We start from the raw sequence: 11923 nt of genomic DNA, 5'->3' as shown, positions 1-11923 counted from the left end.
AACGTGGTGAACCGGTCATGTCGAATGGTGGCGCTCTGGCCGGGCCGGAACGGTCTCCAAAAAACCTTTCGCGCCTTGCAAGTCTGGGGCGCGATCTGCTCGCCGGCCTGACGCTCGCGGCGATCACCGTCCCCGAGCAGATGGCGACGGCGCGCCTCGGCGGCTTTCCGGTCCAGGTCGGCCTGTTCGCCTTCGTCGCGGCGACGATCGGGTTCCTGTTGCTGGGCGCCAGCCGGGTTCTCACCGTCGGCGCCGACACGACGATTACGCCGATCTTCGCCGGGGCGCTGACCACGCTGGCGGTCGGCGGTGTCGTTGCACCAGCCGCGGCGCCGACTCTCGCGATCCTGGTCGGCGCCCTGCTGCTGCTCGCTGGATTCCTGCGCTTTGGCTGGATCGCCGATTTCCTGTCGACGCCGGTCGTGACGGGTTTCCTGGCCGGTATCGCCGCCCATATCGTCGTGTCGCAATTGCCCGGCCTGCTCGGGCTGCATGTGGAGACCAGCAGCCTGGTCCCGCGGCTGGCGGAAATCTGGGCGGAGCGCGCATCGAGCCATCCCGTCTCGGTTCTGCTCGGGCTCGGTGTGCTCGGCGTCATCATCCTCTGCGAAAAATCGGCAGCGGCGCTGCCCGGAGCGCTGATCGCCTTCGCGCTGGCGACAGCGGCCGTGATGGCTTTCAACCTGGAGAGCCATGGCGTGGCCGTGCTTGGTTCATTGCCCAAGAGCCTGCCGCCCTGGCCGGGCTTCGCCCTGGCCTGGGCCGATCTCCGTGCGCTCCTGCCGCTCGCCCTGATCGTCGCGCTTGTCGTGATGATGCAGACGGCGACCGTCAGCCGCTCCTTCCGCGACCCCGATGACCACGCGAGCGATGCCGGGCGCGACTACCTCGGACTGGCGGGCGCCAATCTGCTTGCCGGCCTCGCGGGCGCCTTCCCCGTCAATGCCAGCCCGCCGCGCACGGCCATCGTTGTCGAAAGCGGCGGCCGCAACCCTGTCGTCGGGCTCGTCGCCGCGGCGCTGGTCCTCGGGCTCGCACTGTTCGGCACCGATCTGCTGGCCGATGTTCCCGAGGCGGCCTTCGCCGGGGTCCTTTTCTTCGTCGCCGGGCGCATCCTGAGGATCGGCCTGATCCTGCAGATCGCTCGCCAGAGCCGGCCGGAATTCGCGCTCGTCCTGCTGACCGCCCTGGCCGTCACCCTTCTGCCGATCGAGAGCGGCGTCGCCATCGGCATCGGCCTGTCCCTGCTGCACGGCATCTGGATGACGACGCGCAGCCAGTTGGTCGAGTTCGGCCGCATCCCCGGCACGACGGTGTGGTGGCCGCCGGAACAGGGCAAGCCCCTGGCGATACTTCCGGGCATTCTCGTCGTCGGCTTTCCCGCGCCCCTGCTCTTCGCGAACGCGCTGGGCTTCCAGCAGGAGCTGCTCGACCGGCTCGTGCAGCGGAAGCCGCACCTGCTCGTCCTGGAGGCCAGCGGCATCGCCGCCATCGACTATACGGCGGCGCAGACGCTCCTGGCCGTTGCAGAGGCCTGCGAAGCGCAAGGAACGGTTTTCGCGATCGCGCGCGTGGAATCGGCGCGAGCCCGCGCCGCGCTGGATCGTTTCGGCGTCGTCGGTGCGATCGGAGGCGAACGGATCTTCCACAGCGTCGACCAAGCCGTGATCCGATGGGGAGGCGAGACCGCCGCAGAGGCGACGATGGCCGATGACGTGGCAGGATCGTCGCAACCTCCCTCGTAGCCGCGGCTCCTGGCCTTGGGATAGTGCAACGCGCGGACTCGCGGCAAGCCGGACTGCGCAGCGAATGCGAAGAAGCGTTCGTCAGAATTTGGGAGGCCCGATCTCCAGCAGGTCGACGGGTGGGGCGATCTCCCGCAACCGGCGCGTGACTTCCGTGTCGGACGGCACTGCGACGTCCGTGGCAGTCGACCGTCCTCCATGCGTCAGGCCCGGCCACCACATGACGGCCGCGGTCACCGTGAGTTGCACGAGGATGAAGGGCAGGAGCGCGCTCATCACGCTGCCCAGCGCCGCGCGACGCGTGGCGGCGGCCCGGGTCATGGTCAGCGCATAACCCAGCGGTGGAAGCAGGAAACTCGTCTGCAGCACGAGCAGGGTCAGGACCGCAACCCATTGCGCATCCTCGACCCGCATCAGGATGGGCGCAGCAGGATCGGCACGAGTACGAAGATGATCTCGAAGGCGTCGAGAACGAAAGCCGCGAGGAAGATCAGGGCGAGCCCGGCGCCGAGGATTCCCAAGGGGCCGCCAGGCACCGCCTCCATCCAGCCGGCGACGAGCCGGTCGCTTCCAAGCACGCGGAAGACGAGGGTGAAGGTCGTGGCCGCCACCAGCAGGGCCATCAGCGCACCGGTCATCGACAGGGTGTCGTCGAGAGCGGCCTTGAGACGCTGGAGATCGAGCTGCCGGCTCAGGAGTCCGGCAGCCAGCAGGCCGACGGCGCCCATGGCGGCCGCCTCCACCGCATAGAAATAGCCGAGCGCGACGCCGACGAGCAGTCCGCCGATGAAGCTGACGGTGAGGAGCGCGACAACCGCCTCTCCGAGCATGGGTATCGGCAGGCGCCGGCCAGGCTCGCGGCGCAGGAACGCCAGGAGAAGACAGGCTCCGAGAAACAATCCGGCCGGCAGCATTGCGCCGCGAAAGACATCCTGCGTGTTGATGATGCGATCGGCCCGGCCGGCTGCGTTCAAGGCGATCGTATGCGCCGCCATCATCGCATCGCCGAGCAAAATCAGCACCAGAGAAGGCGGGACGAGCACGCCGAGCGTGCTGGCGACGCTCAGCAATGCGACGCTTTCGGCAGGCGCGACTTCGTGCTCTGCCAGGGCCGGCTCGATCGCACGGGTCAGCGCGATCGCATTGGCGCTGACCGAGCCGTTCATCGGCCCCAGGATGGCGCCGAGCGCCAGCGTCGCGCCGCGCGCTCCACCGAAGGGGCGCAGTGCCGCCCGGAACAGGATACGGGCGAGCGGCAGCCGGTTCAGCAGCGCGCCCATGAAGACGAAAAGCGGCAGCGCCTGCAGCAGGTCGGATTCCAGCAAGCCGACGAGCCGGCTCGGCAGCGCCGCAAGCACGGCCGCGCTCGATGCGTCCAGCACGACCGAGGCGGCCGCGCCCATGGCGGAGAGGCTGACGAGGACGCCCCAGACAGGCAGGCCCGTTGCCATCGCGCCCAGCGCAACGCCGGCAAGCATGGCAAGGCCGATCCACTGGCTCATGCCCGGCCCCGCAGCAAGCCGAGGAGGCCTGAGGCGAAGACGAGCGCCGCCAGGACGAAGCCCGAGGCCCGGATCAGGAAATAGCCGGGATTGCCGGTATCCGGGAACGACTCGAGCACACGCAGACTGCTCAACACCGCCGGCCAGCCGATGATCAGCAGAAAGAGCGACCAGGGCAGGATTCCGAGCAGGATCAGGCTGACTTCCAGCGCCCGCCGTAGCCGTTGCCCATGCCGGTGCGCCAGGGCATCACTGGCCAGATGGGCGCCGCTGCGTGTCGCTGCCGTCAGCGAGACCGCGACATAGAGAGCGAAGACGCACTGTCCGAGATCGTTCGCTTCCCGCGACCAGCCCTTGAACAGATCGCGCAGGGGCCATTGCAGAAACAGCAGGAGCACCAGCGGCAACGCGAGCCACCGGGCTGCGCGACAGAGAGACCCAAGGCTTCGGTCGAGCGCGTCAACAGCAAGCTGCATCAGTCGCTCCGGAAGCAACGTTGCCAAAAAGCCCCTTGTGCTGGCGCAGGTCGCTCATGGAACGAATTGCCAGTCGAGTTCGACCGTGCTGCGCCCCAGGCCAGCGTTATAGCGAGCGGCCGATGCGATGGAGGCTGCCACCGCCGCGCGATCAGTCCCGCGCGGACACCCTGTCGTCTCATATCGCACGACCTGCCGGCTGAGCCAGGCGACCCACTGCCGCTCGACGGCATCCGGGGATCCGGAGCTCGGAAACGGCTGCGAGACATAGAAGCGGCGACTCTGCTCGGAGCCGGCATAGCAATAGCGCCATTCGCCCGAAGGCCCTGCGAATGCCGGCCACACCGAAATCCAAAGCAGGAAAATCGCGAGCATCGCATGGCTACGCGCCTCGCTCCGCTTGAAACGCTTCAGATGGACGACCGTGTGGGGATGACTGTCCCAGGCTACAGGCATCAGGCGAGCCAGCCAGCCGCGACTGCCCAGAGCAGGAAGATACCCATCCCCGCGCGATAGACCACGAAGACCCAACTCGACATCCGCTCGAGATAGCGCATGAGCCCGGAAATCGCGGCAAAAGAGGCCAGGGAGCCGGCGATCAGCCCGACGATCAGAAGCGCCATGGCGTGAGCGTCGATCCCGGCCCGCGCGATTTCCCATGCCTCCTTCAACCCGGCGAGCGCAATGGCCGGCAGGCCGAGCAGGAACGACAGTCGCGCCGCTTCGGCACGCTTGAAGCCGAGCCCCATCGCGGCCGTCAGGGTGGAGCCGGAGCGGGACACGCCGGGGATCAGCGCACCGACCTGAGCCAGGCCGATCAGCAGGAAATCCCGAAAGCCAGCCTGCTCCGCCGCCCGCCGGTGGCTGGCGAGCCATTCCGTCGCCGCGAGCAGCAGCGCCATGACCAGCGACGCCGCGCCGATCACGCCGAGCGAACGCAGCGGAGAGCCGCAGCGGTTGAGCAGCGGAGCCAGGGCGATGCCCGCGATGACGATCGGGATCGTCGCGAGCACCACGCCCAGCGCCAGCCGGCTCGGCCCTTTCGTGAACCGGCGCGTCCTGAGTCCGTCCAGGGCGCCGCCGGCGATCTCGCCAAGGTCACGCCTGAAATAGCTGATCACTGCCGCCAGCGCGGCGAGCTGCATCAACGCCGAAAAGGCCGAGCCCGGATCGGGCCAGCCCAGCAAGGCCGGCACCACCCGCATATGGGCGGTCGAGGAAATCGGCAGCAGCTCGGTGACGCCCTGGACCAGCCCGAGCACGACGATCTGCCCGAAATCGAGCGTGGCGAACCCGGTATCGAGTCCAGTGGAGCAAGCGGTGGCCATGGCGATCGGTCTCGTGAAAAACTTTGGTGCTCCAAGCACAAAGCATTCCGACAAGAAAAGGCTGGCGCGATGCGCCGGTCGCTGCGTTCAATGTGTCAATTCATCATGTAAAAACAATGAATTAGATGACACACTAAACTCAACGACCCTGGTGCCGAGCTTGGCCTTCGCTTCAAATTTTGCTGCTTGCGCCAATTTTGCGAGACGCTTCGCGATGCGTCCGCATTGCTTGCGACCATCGTCGTCTCGCGATGGTGGTGGATAAGCCGCAGTCCCGTTCGGCCAGCGCAGGAGCCCCTCCTTTGAACGATCGGGGGCCTTTCGACCACCGCACCAAGGGGAGTTGCGGATATCCAAGCCTATCGATGCACAGCTACGGCACGAACGATGTAGCTGCGCATCGCATCCCGCCACCTGAAGCCGACGACAGCCCTCCCCGGGCTAGGCGGGCTGTCGTCGGCCGGGGCTTTCGAACGCGGAGAGGAACGACGGGGCCGTCATTGTCACGGAAGCGTGAGGCCGGTCCGGCAGGCGGAATAATCAGCGCCGCGGCGCGTCTCACCTGCTCAACCAGGAGCAGGGCATGTCCAGCAGTCATCCGATCAAGCCAAGCCGCCGCGCAGTGATTCAGGGAGCCGCAGCCGTCGCATTGAGTCCGGCGGTCGCCAGAGCGCAAAGCAAATCCACGGAATCGGGGCCGCGCGCCGGAGACCGGGTCTTCCTGACCAATGAGGATTCCAACACGCTGAGCGTGATCGATCCGGTGACAGACGAGCTCCTGCCGACGGTCAACCTGACCAGCTTCGACGAGGATTCCCGCCCTCCTTTCCGGTTCGTGACGGGCAACGTCACCCCCACCCATGGCGAGATGGTGCAGAAGCCGCTCTATCACGGAGCGATCTCGATCCATGGCTGTGTGCCGTCGCCCGATTCCAGCATGTTCGCGACGGCCGGCCGCGGCACGAGCAATCTCTATCTCGTCGACACGACCAAGCTGAAGGTGATCGGCAATCGGCCGAACCCGCAGGCCGGCACGACCACATCGCCGGACATCCTGACCTCCGGCATCCTCGTCGGACGCGAGCCGCATGAGCCGACCTTCACCCGCAACGGCAAGGAAGTCTGGGTCGCGCTGCGCGGCGAGAGCAAGATCGCGGTGATCGACGTCCAGCGCGCCGTCGCCGAATCCGCCGGCGAACTCGCTCGAGGCGCGGCGATCCGTCGGTTCATGCCCGTCCTGCCCGGCCCGGCGATGGTCTGGTTCTCGGCCGGCGGTGAGACCGCCTTCCTGATCTCGCAGAAGCTGCCTCGCATCGAGGTGTTCAACGTCAAATACGACGCGCAAGGCTTCTCGACGACCGAGCGCAAGGCGATGATCGACACCTCCGCGCAGGATCGCTTCGGTTTCGCGCCGTTCGTGAAGATCTCGCCCGATGGGCAGGAATTCTGGGTATCCCAGAAGCTTGCGGATTGCCTTTCGGTCTACGAAGCCCGCGGGGAGCATCGACTGCTCGACCATGTACCGCTGGGCGACAAGGCCCGCCCCAACCATGTCGAGTTCGTCAAGAACGCGCGCGGCAGCGTCGCTTACGCCACCTTCGCGCGGGTCGACGATGACGGTCCGGAAGGCCGGACGTCGAGCCGCATCGCGATCATCGACCGCTCCGTGCCTGTCGGAAAGCGGCGTGTCATCGGTCATTTCTTCAGCCATGGCCGCGAGGCGCACGGGATCTGGACCGATCCGTCCAAGACGAAGCTCTATGTCGCCCATGAACTCGACGAACTGCCCGGCTCCCCCCATGCCGGGCAGACCGTCTGCAGCGCGTTCGATATCGGCGACCCCATGCAGCCGCGCTTCATCAAGCAGATTCCGCTCGGCACGCTCGACCTGCCATCCGGCAAGCTGCGCAACAAGAAGTCGATCAACCTGGTCTATGTGCGTCCCGGCGCGCGCAGCGAAACCGCGTGACGGAGGACGAGATGAGATTTCCTCTCGAATCCATGCTGACCCAGATCGCTGGGAGCGCCGTCCCGGTGCATGATCATTCCAATCATGGCAAGGCGAAGCCGCCTTCCCCTGATGAAACAGCGGCTGCGGCGGCCACTGCGCCGAAAGGCTACGATGCGTATCTCAGCGACATGCATGTCGGCATGGAGAAGATGATGCGGGACATGCATGCCGATCCACCGTCCGGGGACCCCGATATCGACTTCCTCGCTATGATGGTTCCCCATCATTGGGGAGCGGTCGAGATGGCGAGGCTGGTGCTGCGCGACGGACGGGACCCGATCGTCCGCGAGATCGCCGAGGCCATTCTCGCCGGCCAGCAGACGGAGATGCAGGGGATGCGCGGACGCCTGGAAGCCTTGCGCAAGGGCGACGACGACTATCCCTCGCTGAGCGGCAACCGGGGACCGTGACGTGCTCGGCAGCGTGTCCGACCTCGAGATCGAGGCCCAGATCCCGGCGCTACGGCGGTTCGCACGCTCGCTGGCGCGCAATCCCGACGATGCCGACGAACTGGTTCAGGACACGCTGCTGCAGGCGCTCTCGCGCTGGCGGCAGCTAAGAAGGCCGGAGAGCATCCGAGCCTGGCTGTTCCAGATCCTGTTCAATCTCCATCGCACCAGGGGTCGCGGCCGTCAGCGCGACCTCGCCCGCTTCAGCGACGCTGACGGTGCCGACCATCCCGACCCCTCCTGCGACCCCGCGCAGGCGCTGCATCTCGGCGATACGCTCGCAGCACTGGCGCGGCTGCCGCAGGATCAGCGCATCGCGCTCGAACTCGTCGCGGTAGAGGACATGACCTATGAAGAAGTCGCCAGGGTGACCGATGTCCCGATCGGAACGGTGATGTCGCGCCTGAGCCGCGCCCGCGAGCGGCTGCGCTCCGAGCTCGAAGGCGGCAATGTGACTCAATTGCGGAGGCTGAAATGATCTCCGGTTCTCGGCCGATCGGCGACGATGACATCCAGGCTTTCATCGACGGACGGCTTGCGCCGGTCCGCCAGCGGGAGGTCGAGGCCTTCCTCGCATCGGAGCCCGCCCTGCGCATCCGCGCCGAGCAGTTCCGGGCGGACGCGCAGGCGCTGCGGGCGGCCGCTCAGCTTTGCCGTCCCGCGCCGATCCCCGCCTCCTTGCGACTGAGCGAGGTAAGGCGCCGAAACGCGGCGCGGACCATGGCGGTCCACCGGCGTCTGGCGGCCGGCATCTGCATCTTCGCTCTTGGCACCGCGCTTGGAATGGCCATTCCTCGGCAGGCGGCCGAAACGCCGCCGCCACGGCCGCAAATGACCGATGCGGTGATCGCCTTCCGCGCCTTCGCCGGGCGTGCGGGCGACGCAGTCGAGGTCCCGGCGGCCCAGACCGCCGCGCTGAAGCGGATGATGTCCCGGCACCTGAAGCAGAATGTCTCGGTTCCCGATCTCTCCGGACTCGGACTGGCTTTTCGGGGAGGCAGGCTGCTGTCGAGCGACGAGGGCCCTGGCGGCATGTTCGTCTATGACGATCCGGCCGGCGGCCATGTGGCGCTTTACATGAAAACCCTCGCCAGCCCGCGCAAGGCAGCGCTCGCATCGCGGCAGGAGGGGGACCTGGTGGCGTATTTCTGGTTCACCGGCGAGCTCGGCTATGCGGTGCTCGGCTCGTCAGGCTCGCCCTTCGTCACGCGGGCCGCCGAACGGCTGAGCGATGTCCCGTGAAGCGCGGCGGAGCCATGGCGAATTCTCCTGCGCGTCGCCTGTCGCGGTGCGGCACCCATCGGAGCGGCCGTGGTAGCGAGGCATTCGCGATGTGGTCGTGGCTTCGCCGCTTCCGTGCCCCTGCGACGGTGCGTCTCGTGGCGCTTGCCGTCGCCTATCTTCTCGTTGCTCAGGCGGTTTTCACGGGGCTCGCCGCCGGCGCCAAGGCAGGCACTTTGCGCCTAGACCGGACATTGGCCATCTCGCTTTGCGCGCCCGATGAGGCCGCCTCCGCGACAGCGGCAGAGCATGGCTCCCCGCCCCTCGACGAGGCTCTCTGCTGTGCCGTCGGTTGCACCGCATCCGGCAATGCCGTCCCAACGGCGGCACCGGATTTCGAGACGACGCGACATGACCTCCTCTCCGAGCCGAAGCTCGATAGCGAAGATGCCTGGCTCGCGCGGCCGGTGATACGATCACCGATCCATCCGCGCGCGCCACCCGTTTCGCACGAGCGATAATCCGCCGTTGGCACATTGCCGACCCCGGCGATCACTGCCCTTGCGGGCGCAAGCCTCGTCGCGAAACCTTCCCGATGGGCCGCTCGACCCGGCCATTGCGCAGGCACGCCCGCATGGCATCCCGCCATCGCGCTTTCCTTCAGCTTCCGGCGCGGTCCTTCGGCCGGCGCCAGCCGAGGCTGCGCAACGCCTCATGACAGCCATTCCGGAGATCCCCATGAACCGTAGAGATGTGACCTTCGGCCTCGGAGCCGCCGGGCTTCTGCTGGCCGGCGCCGATCGCGTACAAGCCGCTCCGGCCGATCCGTCGCGACCGGCGCCGAGCTTCGCCATGCTCGTCCACCCGAAAATGATCCTGCTCGACCTGACCGGCCCGCTGACGGTGTTCAACCTGACCATGGGCAAGACCCATCTGGTCTGGAAGGACCGGAGCCCGGTTTCGACCGATGTCGGGATTGCGGTCGCACCGACGACGACCTTCGCCGAGTGCCCGCGGAACGTCGATGTCCTCTTCGTTCCCGGTGGCCTCGCCGGCACGACCGCCCTGCTCGAAGATGCCGAAACGCTGGCCTTCCTGAGCGAGATGGGCGCTCGCGCCCGCTTCGTGACCAGTGTCTGCACCGGCTCGCTCGCACTCGGCGCGGCGGGGCTCCTGAAGGGCCGTCGGGCGACCTCGCACTGGTATACGCGCGAACTGCTGCCGATCTTCGGGGCGGTCCGCTCAGACGAACGCGTGGTCGAGGATGGCAACCTGATCACCGGCGGCGGCGTCACCGCCGGCATCGATTTCGGCCTGACGATCTCGGCGCGGCTGCGCGGCGAGGAATGGGCGAAGCGCACGCAGCTCACGCTCGAATACGACCCGCAGCCGCCTTTCGTCGGCGGCAGCCCGGCCAAGGCCGGCTCCGACGCAACCGGCGCCGTCCTGCATGCACGCAGCAAGGCGATCGCCATGGCGCGGGAAGCCTCGGAACGCGCCGCCGCGAAGCTGCGAGGCTGACGGGACATGCGCGGGTTCAGCTTCCCGAGCGACAATATCGCATTCCGCGGCCTGTTCGGCATGCTGCCCCAAGCAGCGTGTCGAGCCGGAGATCGCCGAGCGGATCGAGATCCTGTCCTGGGCCATCGGCAACCGGGACAGCAGCACCACTATCAGCCCTGCTCGGGAGCGTCACACACAGCCATGCCGACGGGTGACAGATCATCGGCTTGACGAGAGTCGCGCCCGCCGCGTCCAGGCAGGCCATCCAAGCGGCGTCGGCGCCCTCCTGCCGGGCTGGCCCAATCAAATATGCGCCAGGATCCTGGAGAGGAAAGTCTTCGCCCTGTCGCTGGACGGTGCCGTAAAGAATGCATCCTTGTCGGCATCCTCGACGATTTCGCCTTGATCCATGAAGATGACCCGATCCGCGACCTTGCGCGCGAAGCCCATTTCATGCGTGACGACCATCATCGTCATGCCATCCTGTGCAAGCTGAACCATGACCTCGAGAACCTCATTGATCATCTCGGGGTCCAAGGCCGAGGTCGGTTCGTCGAACAACATCGCGATTGGATCCATCGCCAGCGCCCTCGCGATGGCCACACGCTGCTGCTGCCCTCCGGAAAGTTGCGAGGGCAGTTTCTTCTCGTGCTCGGCCAATCCGACGCGCTCCAGCAGCCCCCGCGCGCGCTCTTCCGCGTCCCCGCGCGACCGATTCAGCACCTTCTCCTGAGCGAGGCAGATATTATCCAGCACAGACATATGCGGGTAGAGTTCAAAACTCTGGAAAACCATGCCGATCCTGGCCCTGAGCTTTGGCATATCGGTACCTAGCGCCCCGACGGAGACACCATCGACGATGATCTCGCCAGCTTGAAAACTCTCCAGCCCATTGACGCATTTGACCAGTGTGGATTTACCCGAGCCAGAAGGCCCGCAGATCACGAGGACTTCGCCACGCGAGACATCGACCGAGCATTTTTTGAGGGTATGAAACTGTCCATACCATTTATCCACATTACGCAGGCTGATCATCTTACAGCTTTCTTCTCGAACTGATGGACGAATCGCGATGCGACAAAGCAGATCGCGAAGTAAACCACTGCGGCAAAAATATACATGCTGACCAGGCGCCCCTCGTTCCGGGCAACGATCGTGACGGACGTCAGAAAATCACTGAGCGACACGACGAAGACGAGGCTGGTATCCTGAAACAGGATAATACCTTGCGTCAGCAGCAACGGCGTCATGTTCCGGAAGGCTTGCGGCAAGATGACGTAACGCAGGCTCTGACCATAGGTGAGGCCCGTGGCCGCCGCCGCCCAGCCCTGCCCGCGTGAAACGGAAAGAATGCCGGCGCGGATGATTTCCGTGTAATGCGCCGCCTCGAAGAGCGTAAAGGCGATAAGGGCGGAATAGAAACTGCCGACCGGCCGGCCAATGACCAGAGGCACGAGAAAGAAAAACCAGAATATTACCAGGATCAGAGGCATAGATCGGAAGAAATTGACGTAAGTGGCGGCCAGCGTGGACAAGGCCCGGTTGCCCGAGAGCCGAAGCAAGGCCAGCACGAGCGCCATCAGAATGCCCCCCACCGCCACAAGAAGGGTGAGAAGCAGCGACAGCCCGAGGCCCTCCAGCAGGAACGGCAGGGACTGGAGGATGAGTTGCAGGTCGCTCATCATAAC

Annotated in this window: 14 protein-coding genes; 7 read left to right on the top strand and 7 right to left on the bottom strand. The window is 66.1% G+C overall.

Features of this window, described 5'->3' with window-relative positions:
- Positions 1 to 17: 17 nt before the first annotated feature.
- Positions 18 to 1745, top strand: a complete 1728-nt coding sequence (locus tag J0I42_RS20715; RefSeq protein ID WP_291657623.1) for a SulP family inorganic anion transporter — start codon at positions 18 to 20, stop codon at positions 1743 to 1745.
- 81 nt (positions 1746 to 1826) lie between these two features.
- Here J0I42_RS20715 and J0I42_RS20710 read toward each other — a convergent pair whose 3' ends face one another.
- The 5 genes from J0I42_RS20710 to J0I42_RS20690 all read right to left on the bottom strand — a co-directional run bounded on the left by J0I42_RS20710 (position 1827) and on the right by J0I42_RS20690 (position 5051).
- Complete coding sequence (locus J0I42_RS20710) at positions 1827 to 2159, bottom strand: TRAP transporter large permease subunit (protein ID WP_291657622.1); 333 nt, start codon at positions 2157 to 2159, stop codon at positions 1827 to 1829.
- Positions 2159 to 3247 carry a TRAP transporter large permease subunit gene (locus tag J0I42_RS20705; protein WP_291657621.1) on the bottom strand — a complete coding sequence of 363 codons (1089 nt, stop codon included), beginning with the start codon at positions 3245 to 3247 and terminating at the stop codon, positions 2159 to 2161. Before J0I42_RS20705 ends, J0I42_RS20710 begins: the two co-directional genes overlap by 1 nt.
- Complete coding sequence (locus tag J0I42_RS20700; RefSeq protein WP_291657620.1) at positions 3244 to 3723, bottom strand: TRAP transporter small permease subunit; 480 nt, start codon at positions 3721 to 3723, stop codon at positions 3244 to 3246. Before J0I42_RS20700 ends, J0I42_RS20705 begins: the two co-directional genes overlap by 4 nt.
- Positions 3724 to 3777: 54 nt before the next feature.
- Positions 3778 to 4098: a hypothetical protein gene (locus tag J0I42_RS20695; RefSeq protein WP_291657618.1), complete on the bottom strand. Its 321-nt coding sequence runs from the start codon at positions 4096 to 4098 to the stop codon at positions 3778 to 3780.
- Positions 4099 to 4178: 80 nt separating this feature from the next.
- Positions 4179 to 5051, bottom strand: coding sequence for an undecaprenyl-diphosphate phosphatase (locus tag J0I42_RS20690; RefSeq protein WP_291657616.1), 873 nt, complete (start codon positions 5049 to 5051; stop codon positions 4179 to 4181).
- 583 nt (positions 5052 to 5634) lie between these two features.
- Here J0I42_RS20690 and J0I42_RS20685 point away from each other — a divergent pair.
- The 6 genes from J0I42_RS20685 to J0I42_RS20660 all read left to right on the top strand — a co-directional run bounded on the left by J0I42_RS20685 (position 5635) and on the right by J0I42_RS20660 (position 10253).
- Complete coding sequence (locus tag J0I42_RS20685) at positions 5635 to 7020, top strand: YncE family protein (RefSeq protein WP_291657614.1); 1386 nt, start codon at positions 5635 to 5637, stop codon at positions 7018 to 7020.
- A gap of 11 nt (positions 7021 to 7031) precedes the next feature.
- Positions 7032 to 7472 carry a DUF305 domain-containing protein gene (locus J0I42_RS20680; RefSeq protein ID WP_291657612.1) on the top strand — a complete coding sequence of 147 codons (441 nt, stop codon included), beginning with the start codon at positions 7032 to 7034 and terminating at the stop codon, positions 7470 to 7472.
- A 1-nt stretch (position 7473) separates the two neighbouring features.
- Positions 7474 to 7989, top strand: a complete 516-nt coding sequence (locus J0I42_RS20675; protein ID WP_291657611.1) for an RNA polymerase sigma factor — start codon at positions 7474 to 7476, stop codon at positions 7987 to 7989.
- Complete coding sequence (locus tag J0I42_RS20670) at positions 7986 to 8753, top strand: anti-sigma factor family protein (protein WP_291657609.1); 768 nt, start codon at positions 7986 to 7988, stop codon at positions 8751 to 8753. Before J0I42_RS20675 ends, J0I42_RS20670 begins: the two co-directional genes overlap by 4 nt.
- 89 nt (positions 8754 to 8842) lie before the next feature.
- Entirely contained in the window at positions 8843 to 9253 is a 411-nt protein-coding gene (locus J0I42_RS20665) for a hypothetical protein (RefSeq protein WP_291657607.1), read from the top strand.
- 217 nt (positions 9254 to 9470) lie between these two features.
- Positions 9471 to 10253, top strand: coding sequence for a DJ-1/PfpI family protein (locus tag J0I42_RS20660; RefSeq protein WP_291657605.1), 783 nt, complete (start codon positions 9471 to 9473; stop codon positions 10251 to 10253).
- 285 nt (positions 10254 to 10538) lie between these two features.
- Here J0I42_RS20660 and J0I42_RS20655 read toward each other — a convergent pair whose 3' ends face one another.
- Together J0I42_RS20655 and J0I42_RS20650 are read right to left on the bottom strand one after the other, a co-directional pair.
- Positions 10539 to 11270, bottom strand: a complete 732-nt coding sequence (locus J0I42_RS20655) for an amino acid ABC transporter ATP-binding protein (RefSeq protein WP_291657603.1) — start codon at positions 11268 to 11270, stop codon at positions 10539 to 10541.
- Positions 11267 to 11920, bottom strand: coding sequence for an amino acid ABC transporter permease (locus J0I42_RS20650; RefSeq protein WP_291657600.1), 654 nt, complete (start codon positions 11918 to 11920; stop codon positions 11267 to 11269). The genes J0I42_RS20655 and J0I42_RS20650 overlap by 4 nt, the downstream gene beginning before the upstream one ends.
- Positions 11921 to 11923 lie beyond the last annotated feature (3 nt).

Source organism: Allobosea sp. (assembly GCF_017308015.1).
Classification (GTDB): domain Bacteria; phylum Pseudomonadota; class Alphaproteobacteria; order Rhizobiales; family Beijerinckiaceae; genus Allobosea.
This window is presented reverse-complemented; position numbering and strand designations above follow the sequence as displayed.

Excerpts from the sequence above, each read along its gene's own strand:
- J0I42_RS20650 (WP_291657600.1), bottom strand. The coding sequence starts at position 11,920 with ATGATGAGCGACCTGCAACTCATCCTCCAGTCCCTGCCGTTCCTGCTG.
- J0I42_RS20705 (WP_291657621.1), bottom strand. The coding sequence starts at position 3,247 with ATGAGCCAGTGGATCGGCCTTGCCATGCTTGCCGGCGTTGCGCTGGGC.
- J0I42_RS20685 (WP_291657614.1), top strand. The coding sequence starts at position 5,635 with ATGTCCAGCAGTCATCCGATCAAGCCAAGCCGCCGCGCAGTGATTCAG.
- J0I42_RS20715 (WP_291657623.1), top strand. The coding sequence starts at position 18 with ATGTCGAATGGTGGCGCTCTGGCCGGGCCGGAACGGTCTCCAAAAAAC.
- J0I42_RS20655 (WP_291657603.1), bottom strand. The coding sequence starts at position 11,270 with ATGATCAGCCTGCGTAATGTGGATAAATGGTATGGACAGTTTCATACC.
- J0I42_RS20680 (WP_291657612.1), top strand. The coding sequence starts at position 7,032 with ATGAGATTTCCTCTCGAATCCATGCTGACCCAGATCGCTGGGAGCGCC.
- J0I42_RS20670 (WP_291657609.1), top strand. The coding sequence starts at position 7,986 with ATGATCTCCGGTTCTCGGCCGATCGGCGACGATGACATCCAGGCTTTC.
- J0I42_RS20695 (WP_291657618.1), bottom strand. The coding sequence starts at position 4,098 with ATGCTCGCGATTTTCCTGCTTTGGATTTCGGTGTGGCCGGCATTCGCA.
- J0I42_RS20690 (WP_291657616.1), bottom strand. The coding sequence starts at position 5,051 with ATGGCCACCGCTTGCTCCACTGGACTCGATACCGGGTTCGCCACGCTC.
- J0I42_RS20700 (WP_291657620.1), bottom strand. The coding sequence starts at position 3,723 with ATGCAGCTTGCTGTTGACGCGCTCGACCGAAGCCTTGGGTCTCTCTGT.
- J0I42_RS20710 (WP_291657622.1), bottom strand. The coding sequence starts at position 2,159 with ATGCGGGTCGAGGATGCGCAATGGGTTGCGGTCCTGACCCTGCTCGTG.
- J0I42_RS20665 (WP_291657607.1), top strand. The coding sequence starts at position 8,843 with ATGTGGTCGTGGCTTCGCCGCTTCCGTGCCCCTGCGACGGTGCGTCTC.
- J0I42_RS20660 (WP_291657605.1), top strand. The coding sequence starts at position 9,471 with ATGAACCGTAGAGATGTGACCTTCGGCCTCGGAGCCGCCGGGCTTCTG.